Below are 19,555 nucleotides of genomic sequence, written 5' to 3'. Positions count from 1 at the left end.
GACCATCAGAGAGGAAGCCCACCATGCAAAAACGACTGTTCCTGCACACCGTCCTGGCCCTGTCCGCCAGCGCGGGCCTGGCAATGGCCCAGACACAGGCCCATGCGGCCACGCCGCTGAAGTTCCAGCTGGACTGGCGCTTCGAGGGGCCGGCTGCCTTCTTCCTGCAGCCGGTGGCCAAGGGCTACTTCAAGGACGCGGGCCTGGATGTCACGGTCGATGCCGGCAGCGGCTCGGGCGGCGTGGTGCAGCGCGTGGCCTCGGGCGCCTATGACCTGGGCTTTGCCGACATCGCGGCGCTGATGGAGTTCCAGGCCAACAACCCGGACATGCCCAACAAGCCCGTGGCCGTGATGATGGTCTACAACAACACGCCGGCCTCGGTGATGGCTCTCAAGAAAAGCGGCATCGCCAAGACGGCTGACCTCACCGGCAAGAAGCTGGGCGCGCCCGTTTTCGATGCGGGCCGCCGCGCCTTCCCGCTGTTCGCCAAGGCCAACCAGGTCGGCACCGTGCAGTGGACGGCCATGGACCCGCCGCTGCGCGAGACCATGCTGGTGCGCGGCGATGTGGATGCCATCACGGGCTTCACCTTCACCTCGCTGCTGAACCTGGAGGCGCGCGGCATCAAGGCCGCCGACGTGGTGGTCATGCCCTATGCGGACTTCGGCGTGAAGCTGTACGGCAACGCCATCATCGCCAGCCCGAAGCTGATCAAGGAGAACCCGGCCGCCATCAAGGCCTTCCTGCAGGCCTTCGCCAAGGGGGCCAAGGAAGTCATCGCCAACCCGGGCGCGGCCATTGCCTACGTGAAGGAGCGCGACGGCATCGTCAACACCCAGCTGGAGACACGCCGCCTGCAGCTGGCCATCGACACCGTGGTCAACAGCGCCGACGCGCGTGCCGAGGGCTTTGGCCAGGTCGTGCCCACGCGCCTGTCGCTGATGGCGTCGCAGGTCTCCGATGTCTACGCCACCAAGACGCGCGTGAACCCGGCCGAGGTCTGGAACGGCAGCTTCCTGCCGTCTGCGGCCGAGCTGAACATCCTGCCCAAGAAGTGACGACAAAGTGATTGACACCGTGCGCGTGCGCCAGCGGGCGACGCGCCGGCCCTTGCCTGCTGCCTGCCATGAATTCCTCCACATCCCACGGCGATGACGACGCCTTCTTCGTCGAGTTCCGCGACGTCTGGCTTGCCTACAACGAGGAGCTGCTGCGCGCCAACCACTTCGCGGTCGAGGCTATCGACCTGCAGGTGCGGCGCGGCGAGTTCATCGCCATCGTCGGCCCCTCGGGCTGCGGCAAGTCCACCTTCATGAAGCTGACCACGGGGCTGAAGATGCCCTCCATGGGCCGCGTCATGGTCAACGGCGAGCGCGTGACCGGGCCGCTGAAGATCTCGGGCATGGCCTTCCAGGCGCCGTCGCTGCTGCCCTGGCGCACCACGGTGGACAACGTGCTGCTGCCGCTGGAGATCGTGGAGCCGCACCGCTCGCTGTTCCGCCAAAAGCGCAAGGAGTACGAGGCGCGGGCGCGCGCCCTGCTGCAGAAGGTGGGCCTGGGCGGCTACGAGGACAAGTACCCCTGGCAGCTGTCGGGCGGCATGCAGCAGCGCGCCAGCATCTGCCGCGCGCTGATCCACGAGCCCCAGATGCTGCTGCTGGACGAGCCCTTCGGCGCGCTCGACGCCTTCACGCGCGAGGAGCTGTGGTGCGTGCTGCGCGACCTGCAGGCCGAGCAGCGCTTCAACGTCATCCTGGTCACGCACGACCTGCGCGAGAGCGTCTTCCTGGCCGACACCGTGTACGTGATGAGCAAGAGCCCGGGCCGCTTCGTGGTGCGCCGCGACATCGAGCTGCCGCGCCCGCGCGAGCTGGAGCTGACCTACACGCGCGAATTCACCGACATCGTGCACGAGCTGCGCGGCCACATCGGCGCCATGCGCAAGACCGGCGCGGCCATCCAACAATAGAACGGGGGAGATTCACATGCACAAGAAATACGCGGAACGCTGGGCGCCCTGGGTGCTGCTGCTGGCGGTCATCCTGCTGTGGCAGGTCATCTGCTCGGCCTTCGAGGTCTCGGAATTCATCTTCCCCAGCCCCTGGGCCATCGGCCGGCAGCTGGCCGAGTTCAGCGGCATCATCGCCGCCCACGCCTGGCGCACCTACTGGGTGACGATGGCGGGCTTTGGCATCGCCATCGTGGTGGGCGTGCTGCTGGGCTTTCTGATCGGCTCCTCGCGCCTGGCCTATGCAGCGTTCTATCCGCTGATGACGGCCTTCAACGCGCTGCCCAAGGCGGCCTTCGTGCCCATCCTGGTGGTCTGGTTCGGCATCGGCGCGGGACCGGCCATCCTCACGGCCTTCCTGATCAGCTTCTTTCCCATCATGGTCAACATCGCCACCGGCCTGGCCACGCTGGAGCCCGAGCTGGAGGATGTGCTGCGCGTGCTGGGCGCCCGGCGCTGGGACGTGCTGATCAAGGTCGGCCTGCCGCGCTCCATGCCCTACTTCTACGGCTCGCTGAAGGTGGCGATCACCCTGGCCTTCGTGGGCACCACGGTCAGCGAGATGACGGCGGCCAACGAAGGCATCGGCTACCTGCTTGTGTCGGCCGGCTCGTCCATGCAGATGGGCCTGGCCTTTGCAGGCCTGATCGTGGTGGGCGCCATGGCCATGGTGATGTACGAGCTGTTCAGCGCCATCGAAAAGCGCACCACGGGCTGGGCCCGGCGCGGCTCGCAGGGCGAGTGATGGAGAATCCGGCCATGACGCCCCTGACCGACGAACAGGCTGCCCGCCATCTGCGCCGCGCAGGCGCCGTGGCCGGGCGGGCCATGGCCATGGGCCGCCACCCCTTTGGCGCGCTGCTGCTGGCGCCCGACGGCGAGACCGTGCTGGCCGAGCAAGGCAACATCGACACGGTGAACCATGCGGAGTCCACGCTGGCGCGCACGGCGGCCGCCAACTATCCGGGCGCCTACCTGGCGCAGTGCACCCTGGTGACCACCTTCGAGCCCTGCGCCATGTGCGCCGGAACCATCTACTGGGCCGGCATAGGCCGCGTGCTCTACGGCGCCGAGGAAACGGCGCTGATGGCGCTGACGGGCGACCATCCCGAAAATCCCACGCTGTCCCTGCCTTGCCGCGAGGTCTTCGCGCGCGGGCAGCGCGCCGTGCAGGTCATCGGTCCGGTGCCTGCGCTGCACGAGGAGATGCTGGAGCCGCACCGGGGCTTCTGGCAGCAGCGCTGAACGGCGGCTGCGCCCCGCGCCCGCTCAACTGCGGCAGCCGGCCAGCGCGTCCAGGGGCTTCTGGTAGGTGGGGCTGGTCACGTCCAGCAGGCCCAGGGTGGTGTGGTAGAGGTTGTCGTGCGACAGCGGCGCGTCCAGCTGGCCGCGCACGCAGCGCTCGGACACGCCGGTGCGCTCGCCCAGGTTGCCCAGCCAGGCAATCATGGGAATGTGCTTTTGCTCGTCGGGCGCCATGGCGTAGGGCATGCCGTGCAGGTAGATGCCCATCTCGCCCAGCGACTCGCCATGGTCCGACATGTAGACCATGCCGGTCTGGTAGCGCGACTGCTGGCTTGCCAGCCAGTCGATGGTCTGCGACAGGAAGTGGTCGTTGTAGCGGATGGAGTTGTCGTAGACATTGACCACCTGCTCGCGCGTGCAGCTGGACAGCGCATTGGTCAGGCATTCGGGCTGGAAGACCTTGGTCTCGGGCGTGGAGCGCTTGTAGTAGGCCGGGCCGTGGCTGCCCATCTCGTGCATGACCAGCACCACGCCGCGCTCGCGGCGCTCGCGCGGCAGGGCGGCGATGCGTTCGTCGATGCCGCTGAGCAGGATGCCGTCCAGGCATTCGCCGTCGCTGGAGCACAGGGCCTTGCCGTCGGGCGTGTTCAGGCGGTCGGCCGTGCTGGCGTTGGGAATGCGTTCGCACACGCCCTTGCAGCCGGCCTGGTTGTCCACCCACAGCACGGCCAGGCCGGCGTTGTACAGCACGTCCACCAAGTTGTCGTAGTCCACCTTGCTCTTGTAGAAGCCCGTGCGGCCCAGGTGCGAGAACATGCAGGGCACGGATTCGCGCGTGCTGGTGCCGCAGGAGGTCACGTTGCTCCAGTTGAGCACCTGGCGCCTGGCCAGCTCGGGCGTGGTGTCGCGGGCATAGCCGTTCAGGCCCCAGTTGGCGGCGCGCGCCGTCTCGCCCACCACGATGACGAACAGCGGTGGCTTGCGCTCGGCCGCGTAGGTGGCGCCGAGCGTGGCGCCGGCCGCAATGCTGGCAAACGGGCGCTTGGGCCGCAGGATGGGCTTGAGCACCGCGTCCAGCGAGGCCAGCACGGGGCTCACGGGGTTGAGCATGTGGCGCATCCACAGGTTGTTGCGGATCACGGGGGCCAGCTCGCGGTACGAGACAAAGACCGAGGCCGCCAGCAGCACCACCGAGGCGGCCAGCAGCCCCAGCGTGCGCAGCACCGTCTGCGTGCTGCGGCGCGGGCGGATGATGCGCAGCCGCAGCAGCCAGGCCGTGGGCAGGCCGGCCACCAGCAGCAGCTGCAGCAGCAGCTGGGGGTTGAACAGGTCGCTGCTTTCGCGCAGGTCGGTCTGCAGGATGTTGTTGATCATGCCGCCGTCCATCACCGTGCCGTAGGCGGTCATGAAGTACTGGGCCGAGCCGGCAATCCAGGGCAGGGCGATCCACAGCGGCTTCATGCCGCGTGGCCAGGCCGTCAGCGACAGCAGCAGCAGGATGCCGCCCAGGCCCAGGGGCAGCAGCCGCAGCACCAGGGTGGCCAGGCTGCCGTCATAGCCTTCGAGGTGGGGCAGGCGCAGCCACAGCGCCCAGTTCGCGGTGGCCAGCAGCCACAGCGCCAGCACCACGGCCACGGCCTGGGGCGAGCGCGGGGCGCTCCAGGCCGTGCGCAGCCGTGCCGGGAGGCTGGCGGGGGCAGGCTGGGCAGAAGATGGGGCCGGGGCTTGGCCGGTGCCGGATGAGCCGGCAAAGGGGGGGCGGGCGAGCAGGCGTTCTGACATGGCCGCGAGCGTAGAATTCGCAGCTTAAGAACATCTGAACCCCGCGTTCAGACTCCGTTCAGCTTGAACCCCTCCCGTCCCCTCTGTTGCGCACCCTACCCGGTGCACACCCTGATGTGCGAAGGCCCAGCCTCCCATGCGAATCCTGCTGGTCGAAGACGATGAGGCACTGGCCCAGGCGGTGGGCAGCTATCTGCGCTCCAAGGCCTTTCTGATCGACAGCGTGCCTTCTTTGGCCCAGGCGCGCGCCTGCCTGGCCGGTGCCAGCTACGCGGCCGTGCTGCTGGACCTGCACCTGTCCGACGGCGACGGCCTGGCGCTCATGCCCACGCTGCGCCGGCTGGAGCAGCCTCCCGTCACCATCGTGCTCACGGCCCGCGACCAGGTCAGCGACCGCATCCGCGGGCTGGACGCGGGGGCCGACGATTATCTGGTCAAGCCTTACGACCCCGAGGAACTGCTGGCCCGCCTGCGCGCCGTGAGCCGGCGCGGCGGCGGCATGCAGGCCGGACAGGACGCCGTGCTGCGCATGGGCACGCTGGAGATCGACCTGGCCCGCGAAATGGTGCGCGATGCCGGCCGCACCCTGCTGCTCACGCCCAAGGAATGGGCGCTGCTGCGCGTGCTCACGGCCCAGCCGCAGCGTGTGCACGCGCGCGAGCATCTGCTCGATGCGCTCTACGGCTTCGATGCCGAGGCCGACAGCAACACGCTGGAAGTGTTCATCAGCCGGCTGCGCCGCAAGCTCGGGCGCGACCGCATCCTGACCGTGCGCGGTACCGGCTACCGCCTGGCCCTTGAGCATGGATGAGCCGCAGCGCTACAGCCTGGCGCTGCCGCCCCGTCTGGCCGACCAGCTGGCCCGCGAGCTGACACTGGCCCTGGCCGCCGTCTGGCTGGCCTGCGTGCTGGCGCTGGCCTGGTATGTCAGCCACATCGTGCACCACAACTTCGACCAGGAAATGATCGACAGCGGCCACCGCCTGCTGGAGGTGGCCGTGCACCAGCTGGAACAGGAGGACCACTCGCGCGAGGGCGTGCAGCGCCCGCATGTGGCCTCGCAGCCGGGCGACGAGGCCGAGGATCTGGTCTACCAGCTGCAGGACGGCCGCGGCAACGTGCTGCTGCGCACCCAGGCCGCCCCCGTGGCAGCCTTTGCCGTGCCCATGCGCGAGGGCTTCTACGAACGCGAGGGCTGGCGCATCTATGTGGTGGCCCATCCCCGGCAGCCGCTGTTCCTGATGCTGGCCGATCCCATGGTCGAGCGCAGCGAGGCGCTGCAGCGGGCGCTGCTGGCGCTGGGCGCGGTGATGCTGGTCATGCTCGCCCTCATGGGCTGGGCACTGCGCGTGACCGCGCGGCGGCGCCTGCGCGTGCTGCGCGACATGCAGCTGCAGCTGAGCGAGCGCGGCGGCTCCAACCTGGAGCCGCTGGACCTGGACGCCATGCCGCGCGAGCTGTGGCGGCTGGGCCGGGGCATCAACCACCTGATGCAGCGCCTGTCGCATGCGCTGCAGGTGGAGCGCTCCATGGCTGCCAATGCGGCCCACGAGCTGCGCACTCCGCTGGCCGTGGCCACGCTGCGCCTGCAGACGGCCTTGGACAGGGGCGTGGACAACACCGATGTGCGCGCGGCCTATGAGGCGCTGGAGCGGCTGCGCCAGCGCACGGAAAAGCTGCTGCAGCTGTCGCGCGCGGCCTCGGGCTCGGCGCTGGCGCAGGACGAGATGCGGCTGGACGCGCTGGCCAGCATGGTGGCCTCCGAGTTCTGGCAGCAGGACGAATCCACCCAGCTGCGGCTGGACGTGGTGCTGCCCGAGCAGCCCTGCGGTCCGGTGGCGGGCGATGTGGACACGCTGGCCATCGCCTTGCGCAACCTGGTGGAGAACGCGCTGCGCTACAGCGATGGCTCGGAGGTGCTGCTCGAAGTCTGCGACAGCCACACCGTCCAGGTGCGCGACGAGGGGCCGGGCATGGATGCGGCGGCGCTGAGCACCGCGCGCGAGCGCCATGTGCGCCATGTGGACGACCTGCGCCTGCCCCAGGGCACCGTGCGGGAGCTGGCGTCGCCGGGCTACGGCCTGGGCCTGTCCATCGTGTCCATGATCGTGGCCCAGCATGGCGGCAGCCTGGAGCTGCAGTCGCCGCTGCCTGGCTGCTCCAGCGGCCTGCTGGCACGCATTCAGTTGCCGGGGCGCGATCCGTCCGCGGATTCCGACGCCCCGGCCTGATCCGGGGCGCAGGCAGGCGGCAGGAGCGCATCGGCGGGCATGAGACCGCACAGCCTTGTGTTGCGCTGCAAGGCAGGCAGGGCGGCCAGTTTCTCTACCTCGGCATAGAAACGCTGCCAGCCCTGGGCGGCCTCGCCGCCGGCCTGGGCCGGCGCCTGGGTCTGCGCCTTTTTCCACAGCGCGGTGAAGGCAGGCACCCAGTCGTCGTAGGCGGCCAGCGCGCCAAAGCTGGCGTTGTTGGCATCGGCTACCCACTGGTCCAGCCGCGCCTGGTTGCGGTCGTAGAGCTGGCGCTGTGCATCGGTGGTCAGCAGGGCCGCATCGGCGCTGCGCCATTGCGCGCGCAGCGCGGCGTAGTCGCTGCGGAACTGCTGGTAGATCTGCGCCTTGGCCTGCGCCATGGCGGGGCCGCGCTGCTGCGGGTCCTGGTAGAGCTGCTGCAGCGCCTGGCGCGTGTGGCCGGTCAGCGCCCGCCACTGCGCGCGCCGCAGCTGGCCTGCATCCCAGCGTGCGCGGGCGGCGGGGCCGGCCTCGGTGGCCAGCCACAGCGGCGTGCCCAGGCGCTCCACGGTGGTGGCAAAGGATTCGTTGAAGGCCGTGTCGCCCGCCACATAGACCACCTGGTGGGCCAGTTCGTGGAACAGCAGGCCGGCGAACTCGCCCTCGCCCCAGCCGATGAAGGTGTTGAGCAGCGGATCGCCGCCCAGCCAGTTCAGGTAGCCCAGCGTGGAATAGGCGGGCACGCCGTAGCTGCCGGACTCCAGGCCCTGGTCGGTCAGTTGCCGTGCCTGGGCCATGGCGTCGGCCTCGGCAAAGTAGCCCCGGTAGCCCACGCAGCCGGCCACGGGAAAGCACCAGCGGTGCAGCTCCAGGCTGTCGGGCGGCGCGGCCACCACGTTCCATACGGCAAACGGCCGCTGCAGATCGGCATAGCGGCGGTAGCTGGCGTTGTCGGGCAGGCCCAGGCGCTCCACGGCAAAGGCGCGCATGCGCCGGGCCGACAGCAGGCGCTCGCGCAGTGCGGGCGCAAGGCTCTCGTCCTGCAGCCAGTCGTCAATCGGGCGGCTGGCCTGCAGCAGGTGCATTTGCCCGCGCAGGCTTTGCCAGTAATAGCCCAGCCCGTCGCCACCGGCCCCACGGCTGGCACAGCCGCCCAGCAGCAGGCCTATGCCCACCAAAATCGCGGGCAGGCCGCGCCTGACTACACTCAAGCCTTCTCGCACCCTTGGCCCCCTTGCTGCTTTCATGGACTTCTTCACGCTGGCGATCATTGTCTTCATCGCAATCTACCTGCTCAAGACGCAGCAACAGCGTCGGCATACCCTGCTGCTGGCCCAGTATCTGGGGCGATTCCAGATCGAGAAGCTGATGGGCGGCCTGATCGAAGGCTATCTGCGCGTCCTGGGTGAGAACGACGAGCAGCGCCGTGCCCAGATCTGGACCGTGCTGGACAACACCGAGGCCAACCTGGCCGAGCAGTTCCAGCGCTTTGCCAAGGAGATGGCCACGGCCGATCCGCAGCTCACGCGCGTGAGCACGCTGCCCGTGGCGCTGCCCTATCTGGACCGGCTCTTTCCCTCGTCGTCCTTCGATCTGCGCGACGCCATGCAGCTGCATGCGCGCGGCATTGCCTCCGTGCGCGTGGCCGACAGCCGCAACGAGGACGAACGTCGTGCGCGCGCCTTCACGATGACGGCCGAGCTGTTGCTCATGCAGTACACCTGTCATTGGTTTTGCAAATCGCGCGCCGTGGCATCCCTGCGGCTGGTCGCACGGCACAAGACGCCCTTCGAGCAAGTGCTTGCTTCGGTGACGGATCAGACACGGCGCGACTACAGGCAGCTGATCGCCTGATCACTCCCGCTGTGGCGGAGCGCCATGCCCCGCCATGCACAGCCCAGGCTGCGATTGACGCAGTGCGCCTTGCTGTCAAAAATGAACGCCATGACACAAGTGCTGAGCTCCATCGAGGCGCGGCTGGCGTCTCTCCCTGTCCCCGTGGCCGTGATCCTGCCGTCCGGCCAGCGCGCTGGTCCTGCGGATGCGCAGGTGGTGCTGCATTTCCAGACCATGTCGGCCATCGCCAGCCTGGCGGCCGGGCAGATAGGGACACTGGGCAGTGCCATCGTGGAAGGGCTGGTGCGCATCGACGGCCGCATGCGCGACGTGATGGCGGTGGCCGCCAGCCTGCTGCAGTCCGATCCGGTGCGCGGCACATCGCACTGGTGGGGGCATGCCATGGCCCGCATGCGCTCCATGGCCGCGCACACGCTGGCGCGCGACGCCCAGCAGATCCAGTTCCACTACGACATCTCCGACGACTTCTACGGCCTGTGGCTGGACCCGCGCCGCGTCTATTCCTGCGCCTACTTCCGCGATCCGCAGATGACGCTGGCACAGGCCCAGGAGGCCAAGCTGGAGCACATCTGCCGCAAGCTGGACCTGCGGCCCGGCGAGCGCTTCCTGGACATCGGCGCGGGCTGGGGCGCGCTGCTGCTGTGGGCGGCCGAGCACTACGGCGTCACGGCCACGGGCATCACGCTCTCGCACAACCAGCACCGCTACGTGCAGCAGCTGATTGCCGAGCGCGGCCTGCAGGGCAAGGTGGACATGCAACTGCTGGACTACCGCGCGCTGGCGCCCGCCCAGCCCTTCGACAAGATAGGCTCGGTGGGCATGTTCGAGCATGTGGGCCAGGCCCAGCTGCCCGAGTACTTCCAGACCGTGCACCGCCTGCTGCGCCCGGGCGGCATGGCGCTGATCCACGGCATCACGGCGGGCGGCGTGGACAACACCGAGCTGGGCGCGGGCATGGGCGAGTTCATCGACCGCTACATCTTCCCCGGCGGCGAGCTGATGCATGTGAGCCGCGTGCTGCACGACATGGGCCACAGCGGGCTGGAAATGGTGGACACGGAGAACCTGCGGCCCCACTACGCACGCACGCTGTGGAACTGGTCCGACGCACTGGAAGCCCGGCTGCCGCAGGCGCAGCGTATCCTTGAGCAGCATGCCGATGCCGAAGGTGCCGCCAAGGTGCTGCGCGCCTACCGGCTCTATCTGGCGGGTTGCGCCATGGGATTCGAGCGCGGCTGGATCGCCCTGCACCAGATGCTGTGCACACATCCCGATGGACGGCTGCAGTCGGGACCCATGGTGGGGGCTCAATCGGACTATGCTTTCAACCGCGAGTACATGTACCGCTGAGTGCATGACACGCCACACAGAAAAAGGATAGCCATGCTCTACAAGTTCAAGTCCCGTGCCACGGCCGACGTCATCATGCTCGAATCCAATGGCCGCCAGGTCTTGGAGATCGTCGGCAAGACGCCCGGCGCCAGCGGCATCATCACGGTGCAGCAGATTCCCGCCGCCATAGAGGCGCTGGAGGCCGCCGTCGCCGACGACGACGCCCGCCGCAAGGCCAGCCATGAAGACGAGTCCCAGGACGGCGAGCAGGACAGCGCCGCAGCGGGCGCGCGCGACGCCGTCAGCCTGCGCCAGCGTGCCGCGCCCATGATCGACATGCTGCGACGCAGCGCCGCCGAGAACAGCGACGTCACCTGGTAAGCCGGCGGCACCACCGGCCCCTTCAGGCGTTGATGCCCTTCATGCCTTCCTCCGTATAGCGCTGCCCGGCCACGGGCAGCTCGTCGCTGGCGCGCCGCAGCTCGTCCAGCTCGGCGGGGGTCAGTGCCACGGACAGCGCGCCCAGGTTGTCCTGCAGATGGGCGATGCGCCGGGTGCCCGGAATGGGCACCACGTCCGGCCCCTGGGCCAGCAGCCAGGCCAGGGCGATCTGCGCGGGCGTGCTGCCCTTGCGCTGCGCCAGGGCCGATACGGCGCCCACCAGGGCCTGGTTGGTGTCGATGTTGCCCGGCTGAAAGCGCGGCAGGCTGGCGCGGAAATCGCCCTGCTCGAAGGCCGTGCCGCCATGAAAACGCCCCGTGAGAAAGCCGCGCCCCAGCGGCGAATAGGCCACCAGCCCCACGCCCAGCTCGCGGCAGGCGGGCAGCACCTCTTCCTCCACCTCGCGCGTCCACAGCGAATACTCGGTCTGCACGGCCGTCACCGGGTGCACGGCATGGGCGCGGCGCAGCGTGGCCGCGCTGACTTCGCACAGACCGATGCGGGCGATCTTGCCCTCCTGCACCAGCTGCGCCAGGCCTTGCATGGTCTCTTCGATGGGGCGCGTGGCATCGACGCGGTGCACGTAGTACAGGTCGATGCGCTCCACGCCCAGGCGCCGCAGCGAGTCCTCGCAGCTTTGCCGTGCGTACTGCGCGCTGTTGTCGATGCTGCGCCGGTACTCGCCGGCCTTGCGCACGATGCCGAACTTGGTGGCGATCTTCACGCGCGGGCGGCGCGTGGCCAGGAAGCGGCCGATCAGCTCCTCGTTGTGGTGCGGCCCGTAGACATCGGCCGTGTCCAGGAAATCGATGCCGGACTCCACGGCATGGTCCAGCGCCTGCAGCGCCAGGGCGTCGTCGCGCGGACCATAGAACTCGCTCATGCCCATGCAGCCCAGGCCCAGGGCGGATACCTGCAGATCGTGGCCAAGTTTGCGTTGTTGCATTGCATATCCTCTTGCTGAAACAAGGGGCCAGTATGGTTTTCCGAAGCAGCCTTGCCTACTGACAAAATCGCGCTTTGATCTTCCATTTTCGGAAAACATTCCCGAAAACAAAGGAGCATTCCATTGCAGTGGGACGACGCCCGCATCTTCCTGGCCATTGCCCGCGCCGGCAGCCTGAGCGGTGCCTCGGCCGCGCTGGGGCTGGGCGTGGCCACGGTCTCGCGCCGGCTGGATCGGCTGGAGTCTGCGCTGGCCATGCCGCTGTTCAGCCGCCACCAGAGCGGCTATCGGCTCACCGCCGACGGCCAGGCGCTGCTGGCCCCTGCCGAGGCGCTGGAGCAGGCGGCCCAGGCCCTGGGCGATGCCGCGCAAAGTCAGGCACAGGTGGCGGGCGTGGTGCGGCTGGCCACGGCCGAGAACCTGGCCAACCCGCTGATCGCGCCCTCGCTGGTCCCTCTGTTCGCCCGCCACCCGGGTCTGCGCGTGCAGTTGGTCAGCGGCGTGCAGACGCTGAATCTGCACCGGCGCGACGCCGACCTGGCCGTGCGCATGACCCAGCCCGAGGCCGGCCACCTCACGATACGGCGCCTGGGCACGCTGGGCTTCGGCCTGTACGGATCGGCCGGCTATGTGCAAGGCCGCGCAGGCGGAAACGGAAGCGCGGGCATCCACGGCTCGGACCCGTTCGAGGGCGATGCCTTCATCGGCTGGGACGACAGCCATGCCCACCTGCCCGCCGCACGCTGGATGGCGCGCGCCCTGCGCGGGCGTCCCTGCCGGCTGGAGACCAACACCCTGTCCGCGCAGCTGGCCGCGGCCCGGGCGGGCTTGGGCCTGGCCGTGCTGCCGCATTTCCTGGCGCGGCAGGCGGGGCTGGTCTGCGTGGAGCCGCAGCTGGGCGCCGACCAGCCGATCTGGCTTGCCATGCATGCCGACCTTGCCCATTCGCGGCGCGTACGGGCCGTGGCCGACCACCTCATTGAACTGTTCGAGCGGCGGCATGCGGAACTCGAAGGCCCGGCCTGAGCCGCAGCAGGGGCCGCGCGCCGTGTTAAACACGCACGCAGATTGCGAGAAAGAAAGGACTTCCATGCACCGCCTCCGTCATTCCTCCCGATTCCTGCCCTGGCTGGGCGCGCTGGCCGCCACGCTGGCACTGGCCGCATGCGCCGACAGGCCCAAGGCGCCCACCGGCCCGCAGGCGCCCCCGGGAGCGGCGGCTGCCGTGTATTCGCTGCTGTTTCTGGACAACGCCTCCAACCTCGGCCCCAAGGCGGCGGCCTACTGCATAGGCAACGGCCGGGGCTGGGCGCTGCTGGACCCCGATGCCGGCACGCTGGCCCTGCTCAGCGGCCAGAGCCAGGTGCGGCCGGCTTCGGCCTGCGACGTGGGCAAGGGCGGCGAGCAGGTGCTGGACCGGGCCAGCGGCCGGCCGGCGCTGATGTTCGGCGTCGAGCTTGTGCACTGCACGGCCTCGGGATCGCAATGCCTGATGCGCGGCAGCTACTACGAAGGTCCCGGCAACACGCAGAGCAACCTCTACAACGCAAGCCAGCGCGGCGGCAGCTGGCAGGCCGTGATGGCGCTGCGCGGGCCGGCGCCCTGAGCCCTGCATCTCTGCTGTCGCGCGGCTCCCGCCAACGAAAAAGCCCGGCCGAAGCCGGGCTTGATCGTGGTTGCAACCGGGCGATCCGTCGCGGTGGTGGTCCTCGGGATCAGTCGGCGTAGGTGCCGGCTGCCTTGATGACCTTGCCCCACTTCTCGATCTCGGCCTGGACGAACTTCTTGTGGCCTTCGGGCTCGATGCGGCCGTCGCTGGCGATCACGGCGCCCAGGGCTTCCTGGCGCTTGATGAACTCGGGGTCCTTCAGGGCGGCCTTCATGGCCTCGTTGACCTTCTTGACGATGTCGGCCGGCGTGCCCTTGGGTGCGTACAGGCCGTGCCAGATGGTGACCTGGAAGTCGGGCACGCCCACTTCGGCCAGCGTCGGCAGGTCCTTGAGCGCGGGCATGGTCAGGCGCTTGGGCGTGGTGACGGCATAGGCCTGCACCTTCTTGGCCGTGATCTGGCCCGTGGTGTTGGTGGTCTGGTCGCACAGCAGGTCCACCTGGTTGCCGATCAGGTCGGCAATCGCGGGGGCGGCGCCCTTGTAGGGCACGGGCGTCATTTCCGTCTTCATGGACGCCTGCAGCATCAGGCCGCACAGGTGGGAGGCGGAACCGATGCCGGCATTGGCCAGGTTGACCTTGCCCTGGTTCTTGCCGATCCAGTCCTTGACCTCGGCGAAGTTCTTGGCCGGCAGGCTGGGGCGGCCGATCAGGGTCATGGGCACGTCGTTGATGATGCCGGCGTACTCGAAGTCGTTGAGCACGTTGAACGACAGCTTGCGGTACAGCGACGGGATCGTGGACATGCCGATGTGGTTGATCAGCAGCGTGTAGCCGTCAGGACGGGCACGTGCGGCCTTGGCCGTGCCGATGGTGCTGCCGGCGCCGTCGGCGTTGTCCACCACGATGGTGGCATTGTTCAACTGCTTGCGCATGGACTCGGCCAGATCGCGGGCCACCTTGTCGGTCGGGCCGCCTGCGGTGAACGGCACGATGAGGGTGATCGTCTTGCCTGCGGCAGGATAGTCCTGCGCGTGGGCGCCAAGGGCTGCACCGGCTGCCAGCGCAATGGCTGCGATCTTGAACAATGCTTTCATAGTGTCTCCAAGTAAATAGCGTGCAAATGATAGGGGGCGATGCGCATTTGCCTTCGAGGGCAAACACGCAAGAGAAACCGAATGCACGAGGAGACGGATTTTAAGAATTGTTTCTATTGCGCCGCAGCAGATTCCCTTGCCATTGATCTAGTGCAAACCCTGGGAGTCTTGACAGGCGTCATGTTTTCAGGGTCTGCGAATGCTGCTCGGCGGCGAGGCCGCCGTCCCCGCGCCTCGGTGGCTACTTGTACGACCTCGCGTCTTCAATGACCTTCCCGTCATTGGGCAGGGTGCCCGGCAGCACCATCTGCACATCGCCGCGCAGCTTGGTGACTTCGCGCACGGCATCGGACAGTTGCTGGGCCAGGCCCGGTGAGGTTTCGCGGGTTTCGACCAGCAGCTGCATCTGGTCGTTGGCCATCTCGCCCGTGACCACCAGCCGCGCGCGCCCCACCTGGGGGAAGCGGCGCACGACGTCGGCAATCTGGCCCGGGTGCACGAACATGCCGCGCACCTTGGTGGTCTGGTCGGCGCGTCCCATCCAGCCCTTGATGCGCGCATTGGTGCGGCCCGTGGGGCACTGGCCGGGCAGCACGGCAGAGAGGTCGCCCGTGCCGAAGCGGATCAGCGGGTAGTCGGGGTTGAACGTGGTGATCACCAGCTCGCCCACCTCGCCGGGGGCCACCGGGTCGCCCGTGCCGGGGCGCACGATCTCGACGATGACCTGCTCGTCCAGCACCAGGCCTTCGCGGGCCTCGGTCTCGTAGGCGATCAGGCCCAGGTCGGCCGTGGCGTAGCACTGGTAGCCCGCGATGCCGCGCTCGGCCAGCCAGTCGCGCAGCGAGGGCGGGAAGGCCTCGCCCGAGACCATGGCCTTGGTCACGGAGGGGATGGGCAGGCCCATCTCCAGGGACTTTTCCACAATGATCTTGAGGAAGCTGGGCGTGCCCACGTAGCCGGCGGGCCGCAGGTCGGCCATGGCCTGCACCTGCTGCTCGGTCTGGCCCGTGCCGCCTGCGAACACCGTGCAGCCCAGCGCATGGGCGCCGCTTTCCATCATCGAGCCCGCGGGCACGAAGTGGTAGCTGAAGCAGTTGTGCACCAGCTCGCCGGGCCGAAAGCCCGAGGCATGCAGCGCGCGCGCCATGCGCCAGTAGTCGGGGCGGCGGCTTTCGGGCTCGTAGATGGGGCCGGGGCTGCAGAACAGGCGCGGCATGGGCTGGCCCAGGCCAATGGCGTTGAAGCCGCCGAAGATCTGCGCGGGCCGCTGCTCGGCCTGGCGCTGCAGCAGCTCGTACTTGCGCGTCACCGGCAGGCGGGCCAGGGCCTCGCGGCTGGTGATCTGCGTGGCGTCGACGCCGTCCAGGATCTGGGCGAAGGCGGCAGAGTGTTGCTGCGCATGGGCGATCTGCCGGGGCAGGGCGGACAGCAGCGCCGCTTCGCGTTCGTCAGGGGTGCGCGTCTCCAGCGCGTCGTAGAAGGCACTCATGGCTAGTCCTGTGGAAGAAGGGTCTGGGGCAGGGGCTGGGAAATGTCCGCCGGTCAGGCCAGCCAACGTTTTCTGCGCTTGTAGCTTTTCACGTCCTTGAAACTCTTGCGCTCGCCGCCGCCCACGCCCAGGTAGAACTCCTTGACGTCCTCGTTGCTGGCCAGGTCCGAGGCCGCGCCGTCCATGACGATGCGGCCGCTTTCCATGATGTAGCCGTAGTCCGAATATTTGAGGGCCATGTTGGTGTTCTGTTCGGCCAGCAGGAAGGTGACCTTCTCCTTGCTGTTGAGGTCGCGGACGATGTTGAACACCTCCTCGACGATCTGCGGGGCCAGGCCCATCGAGGGTTCGTCCAGGAGCACCATGCGCGGATTGGCCATCAGCGCGCGGCCGATGGCGCACATCTGCTGCTCGCCGCCCGAGGTGTAGGCGGCCTGCGAGGTACGGCGCGTCTTCAGGCGCGGAAAGTAGTTGTAGACCTTCTCGAGGTTGGCCGCTATCTCGCCCTTGTCAGTGCGCGTGTAGCTGCCGGTCATGAGGTTTTCCTCGATGGTCAGGTGGGCGAAGCAGTGACGCCCCTCCATGACCTGGACCACGCCGCGCTGTACCAGCTCGGAGGGCGTGAGGCTTTCGATGCGCTCGCCCTCCAGCTCGATCGTGCCCTTGGTCACCTCGCCGCGCTCGCCCTTGAGCAGGTTGGAGATGGCGCGCAGCGTCGTGGTCTTGCCCGCGCCGTTGCCGCCCAGAATGGCCACGATGCTCTCGCGCGGCACCTGGAGCGAAACGCCCTTGAGCACCAGGATCACATGGTTGTAGATGACTTCGATGCCATTGACCACGAGCAGCGGATCGCTGGCGGCCGGGGCGGAGGTGGGTGCGGTGGTCATGGCGTCGTCCATGGGCGTTGATACGAAAGCGGAGTGCGGGGCCGCAACTCTCGGAGCATCTCTGCGCGGGGCATGCCCCAACTCAGGGACACCGAGGAAGGGCCGCCCCGCACCGAGGGTGTCGTCCCCCTCCCGCGAAGCGAGAGAGGGGGAAGGCGCGTCAGCGCCTCAGGGGGTGCAGGTCCGAGTCTTTACGTTCTTTTCCTTGGCGTACTTGTCCGCGTACTCCTTGACCAGCGGTTCGACCATGGACTTGTCGGCCTGGTACCAGTCGGAGACCACCTTCCACTTGGCGCCATCCCACTGGGCAATGCGCGACCAGTCGGTGCCCAGGTGGTTGTCGCAGCTGGTCTTGACGGGGCGGATGATCTTGCCGAAGCCCAGCTCGTTGAGGCGCTCCTGCGTGAGGTTCAGGTTTTCCAGGCCCCAGCGCACCTGCTCGGAGGTCATGACCTTGCCCTTGCCGTACTTTTCCTGTGCCGTGCGGATGGCCTCCACCTGCAGCATGGAGATCACCATGCCGCGCGTGTGGGCCATGGCGCCCAGTTCCTTGGCGTCGGTGGCCGTGCCCTGGCCCTTGTCGTAGACCATGGCCTTGACCTCGTCGTGCACCTTGTCGTGCTCGGCCGTGTTGTGGATGGTCACGGTGTTGTAGCCCTTGGCGCCGGCGCCGATGTCCTTCACGTCATGGTCCGAGCCGGCCCACCAGATGGCGTACATCTTCTCGCGCGGATAGCCGGTGGCCTGCGCCTCGCGCACGGCCGTGGGCGTCATCACGCCGGCCGACCACAGCAGCACGTAATCGGGGCGCTGCTGGCGGATCTGCAGCCAGGTGGACTTCTGCTCCACGCCGGGCGCCGTCACGGGCAGCAGCGTCAGGTCGAAACCTTCCTTGGCGGCGCGCTTTTGCAGCAGCGGAATGGGTTCCTTGCCATAGGGCGAGTCGTGGTAGACCAGGGCGATCTTCTTGCCCTTGAGGCTGCCCTTTTCCTTCTTGAGGATGTCCTGGATGATGGAGTCGGCCGCCGTCCAGTAGTTGCCCAGCAGCGGGAAGTTCCACTCGAAGACCTTGCCGTCGGCCGACTGCGACAGGCCATAGCCTGTGGTGATGATGGGCATCTTGTCGCCGGGCGCCTTGTCCGTCACGGCGAACGTGATGCCGGTGGACTGCGGATCGAACCCGGCAGCGCCGCCGCCCTTGCCCTTCAGGCGCTCATAGCATTCCACGCCCTTGGCCGTGTCGTAGGCCGTCTCGCATTCCTCGTAGGCGATCTTCACGCCATTGATGCCGCCCTTGGCGTTGACCAGCTTGATGTAGTCCTGCTTGCCATCGGCCCATGGAATGCCCAGCGGCGCGAACTGGCCCGTGCGGTAGACCAGCAGCGGCACGAACTGGTCCTGGGCCTGTGCGGCAGGGGCGGCCACGAGAGCGCCGATTCCAGCAGCGACCGTGGCGGCGGCGATGGCGACTTTCTTGAACATCATGACGTTGTCTCCTAGTTGGCTGGGGAAGATTCCCCGGTTATCCGGCACTCTGTGGCGCCCTGTCTCGATACAGATCAACTCAATGCGGGAAGGGCCAGACGCGAAGCTTCTGGCGGGCTGTGGCCCACAGTTTTGCCAGGCCATGCGGCTCCACGATCAGGAAGAACACGATCAGCGCACCGAAGATCATGTGCTCCAGGTAGGTCGCCGTGGCCGTGGACAGCGGCAGGCCCATCCAGTGCGGCACCTGGGTGAGCAGCAGCGGCAGCAGCACGAAGAAGGCCGCGCCGAAGATGCTTCCCACCACCGAACCCAGGCCGCCGATGATGATCATGAACAGCAGCTGCAGCGAGCGGTCCAGGCTGAAGGCCGCGGGCTCCCAGGCGCCCAGGTGAACGAAGCCCCACAGCGCGCCGGCCACGCCGACGATGAAGCTGCTCACGGCAAAGGCGCTGAGCTTGGCGTAGGTCGGGCGGATGCCGATCACGCTGGCGGCCACGTCCATGTCGCGCATGGCCATCCACTCGCGGCCGATGGCGCCGCGCACCAGGTTCTTGGCGGCCAGGCCCAGCACGCACAGGATGCCCAGGCACAGCAGGTACTTCTCCATGGGCGTGTCGATCTTCCAGCCCATGATGGACAGCGGGCCTGCGCTCACCGAGCCCGAGGAAGAGTTGTTCGTCACCCAGGCCGCGCGGCTGGCCAGCCAGTCCACGAAGAACTGGGCGGCCAGCGTGGCCACGGCCAGGTACAGGCCCCGGATGCGCAGGCTGGGCAGGCCGAAGATCACGCCGAAGACCATGGCCAGCACGCCGCCGCCGATCAGGGCCACCAGCAGCGGCATGCCCTCGAAGCGCACCTGCAGGTTGTAGGCCGCGTAGGCGCCCACGGCCATGAAGGCGCCGGTGCCCAGAGAGATCTGGCCGCAGTAGCCGACCAGGATGTTCAGCCCCAGCGCCGCCAGCGACATGATCAGGAAGGGGATCAACACGGCCTGGAAGGTGTAGTCGCTGACGCTGAAGGGAATCACCAGGAAGGCGACGGCCAGCAGCGCCACGATGGCCCAGCGGTCCTGGGCAACGCCGAAGATCTGCTGGTCGGATGCGTAGGTCGTCTTGAATTGACCGTTCTCACGATAAAACAT

The 19,555-nt window shown here is 68.1% G+C and carries 19 protein-coding genes; 11 read left to right on the top strand and 8 right to left on the bottom strand.

Going from position 1 to position 19,555, the window contains the following annotated elements; genetic code table 11:
- The first annotated feature begins 23 nt into the window (after positions 1-23).
- The 4 genes from ACM14_RS21955 to ACM14_RS21940 all read left to right on the top strand — a co-directional run bounded on the left by ACM14_RS21955 (position 24) and on the right by ACM14_RS21940 (position 3,256).
- A complete protein-coding gene (locus ACM14_RS21955) occupies positions 24-1,061 on the top strand; it encodes an ABC transporter substrate-binding protein (protein ID WP_065347323.1) in 1,038 nt (345 codons plus the stop codon).
- A gap of 68 nt (positions 1,062-1,129) precedes the next feature.
- A complete protein-coding gene (locus tag ACM14_RS21950) occupies positions 1,130-1,972 on the top strand; it encodes an ABC transporter ATP-binding protein (RefSeq protein WP_012203070.1) in 843 nt (280 codons plus the stop codon).
- A 16-nt stretch (positions 1,973-1,988) separates the two neighbouring features.
- On the top strand, positions 1,989-2,756 hold the full coding sequence (locus ACM14_RS21945; RefSeq protein WP_012203071.1) for an ABC transporter permease: 768 nt from the start codon (positions 1,989-1,991) through the stop codon (positions 2,754-2,756).
- A gap of 14 nt (positions 2,757-2,770) precedes the next feature.
- Positions 2,771-3,256 (top strand): nucleoside deaminase, encoded by a 486-nt coding sequence (locus ACM14_RS21940; RefSeq protein WP_065347330.1) that lies wholly within the window; start codon positions 2,771-2,773, stop codon positions 3,254-3,256.
- Positions 3,257-3,280: 24 nt separating this feature from the next.
- On the opposite strand, the gene ACM14_RS21935 is transcribed toward ACM14_RS21940, so the two are convergent.
- Positions 3,281-5,038, bottom strand: a complete 1,758-nt coding sequence (locus ACM14_RS21935; RefSeq protein ID WP_065347322.1) for a phosphoethanolamine transferase — start codon at positions 5,036-5,038, stop codon at positions 3,281-3,283.
- Between the two features lie 136 nt (positions 5,039-5,174).
- On the opposite strand from ACM14_RS21935, the gene ACM14_RS21930 reads away from it, so the two are divergent.
- Both ACM14_RS21930 and ACM14_RS21925 read left to right on the top strand, forming a co-directional pair.
- Positions 5,175-5,849 (top strand): response regulator transcription factor, encoded by a 675-nt coding sequence (locus ACM14_RS21930; RefSeq protein WP_013804362.1) that lies wholly within the window; start codon positions 5,175-5,177, stop codon positions 5,847-5,849.
- Positions 5,842-7,269 carry an ATP-binding protein gene (locus tag ACM14_RS21925; protein WP_065347321.1) on the top strand — a complete coding sequence of 476 codons (1,428 nt, stop codon included), beginning with the start codon at positions 5,842-5,844 and terminating at the stop codon, positions 7,267-7,269. The genes ACM14_RS21930 and ACM14_RS21925 overlap by 8 nt, the downstream gene beginning before the upstream one ends.
- Here ACM14_RS21925 and ACM14_RS21920 read toward each other — a convergent pair.
- Positions 7,221-8,492 carry an aminopeptidase gene (locus tag ACM14_RS21920; protein WP_065347320.1) on the bottom strand — a complete coding sequence of 424 codons (1,272 nt, stop codon included), beginning with the start codon at positions 8,490-8,492 and terminating at the stop codon, positions 7,221-7,223. The two genes, ACM14_RS21925 and ACM14_RS21920, sit on opposite strands and share 49 nt — an antisense overlap.
- Before the next feature lie 22 nt (positions 8,493-8,514).
- On the opposite strand from ACM14_RS21920, the gene ACM14_RS21915 reads away from it, so the two are divergent.
- From ACM14_RS21915 to ACM14_RS21905, 3 genes are all read left to right on the top strand, one after another.
- Entirely contained in the window at positions 8,515-9,123 is a 609-nt protein-coding gene (locus ACM14_RS21915) for a hypothetical protein (RefSeq protein ID WP_065347319.1), read from the top strand.
- Between the two features lie 81 nt (positions 9,124-9,204).
- A complete protein-coding gene (locus tag ACM14_RS21910) occupies positions 9,205-10,476 on the top strand; it encodes a class I SAM-dependent methyltransferase (RefSeq protein WP_175403294.1) in 1,272 nt (423 codons plus the stop codon).
- A gap of 33 nt (positions 10,477-10,509) precedes the next feature.
- Complete coding sequence (locus tag ACM14_RS21905) at positions 10,510-10,839, top strand: DUF1840 domain-containing protein (protein ID WP_013804357.1); 330 nt, start codon at positions 10,510-10,512, stop codon at positions 10,837-10,839.
- Between the two features lie 22 nt (positions 10,840-10,861).
- Here the strand turns inward: ACM14_RS21905 and ACM14_RS21900 are convergent, their stop codons facing one another.
- Complete coding sequence (locus ACM14_RS21900) at positions 10,862-11,845, bottom strand: aldo/keto reductase (protein ID WP_065347317.1); 984 nt, start codon at positions 11,843-11,845, stop codon at positions 10,862-10,864.
- A gap of 123 nt (positions 11,846-11,968) precedes the next feature.
- On the opposite strand from ACM14_RS21900, the gene ACM14_RS21895 reads away from it, so the two are divergent.
- The gene (locus tag ACM14_RS21895; protein WP_065347316.1) at positions 11,969-12,871 is read left to right on the top strand and encodes a LysR family transcriptional regulator; all 903 of its coding nucleotides are present in this window, start codon (positions 11,969-11,971) and stop codon (positions 12,869-12,871) included.
- A gap of 64 nt (positions 12,872-12,935) precedes the next feature.
- Positions 12,936-13,451: a hypothetical protein gene (locus ACM14_RS21890; RefSeq protein ID WP_016446600.1), complete on the top strand. Its 516-nt coding sequence runs from the start codon at positions 12,936-12,938 to the stop codon at positions 13,449-13,451.
- Positions 13,452-13,560: 109 nt separating this feature from the next.
- On the opposite strand, the gene ACM14_RS21885 is transcribed toward ACM14_RS21890, so the two are convergent.
- The 5 genes from ACM14_RS21885 to ACM14_RS21865 form a co-directional block, all read right to left on the bottom strand.
- Entirely contained in the window at positions 13,561-14,550 is a 990-nt protein-coding gene (locus ACM14_RS21885; protein WP_012203083.1) for a tripartite tricarboxylate transporter substrate-binding protein, read from the bottom strand.
- A gap of 241 nt (positions 14,551-14,791) precedes the next feature.
- Positions 14,792-16,039 carry a phenylacetate--CoA ligase family protein gene (locus ACM14_RS21880; RefSeq protein WP_063327372.1) on the bottom strand — a complete coding sequence of 416 codons (1,248 nt, stop codon included), beginning with the start codon at positions 16,037-16,039 and terminating at the stop codon, positions 14,792-14,794.
- Between the two features lie 53 nt (positions 16,040-16,092).
- Entirely contained in the window at positions 16,093-16,926 is an 834-nt protein-coding gene (locus ACM14_RS21875; protein WP_016446597.1) for an ABC transporter ATP-binding protein, read from the bottom strand.
- 168 nt (positions 16,927-17,094) lie between these two features.
- Positions 17,095-18,411 carry an ABC transporter substrate-binding protein gene (locus ACM14_RS21870; RefSeq protein WP_065347315.1) on the bottom strand — a complete coding sequence of 439 codons (1,317 nt, stop codon included), beginning with the start codon at positions 18,409-18,411 and terminating at the stop codon, positions 17,095-17,097.
- 79 nt (positions 18,412-18,490) lie between these two features.
- Entirely contained in the window at positions 18,491-19,555 is a 1,065-nt protein-coding gene (locus ACM14_RS21865) for a branched-chain amino acid ABC transporter permease (RefSeq protein ID WP_012203087.1), read from the bottom strand.

Source organism: Delftia sp. JD2, from assembly GCF_001682645.1.
GTDB classification, from domain to species: domain Bacteria; phylum Pseudomonadota; class Gammaproteobacteria; order Burkholderiales; family Burkholderiaceae_C; genus Comamonas; species Comamonas acidovorans.
The sequence above is the reverse complement of the archived record's forward strand: the minus strand, read 5'-3'. Positions and strand labels throughout refer to the sequence as shown.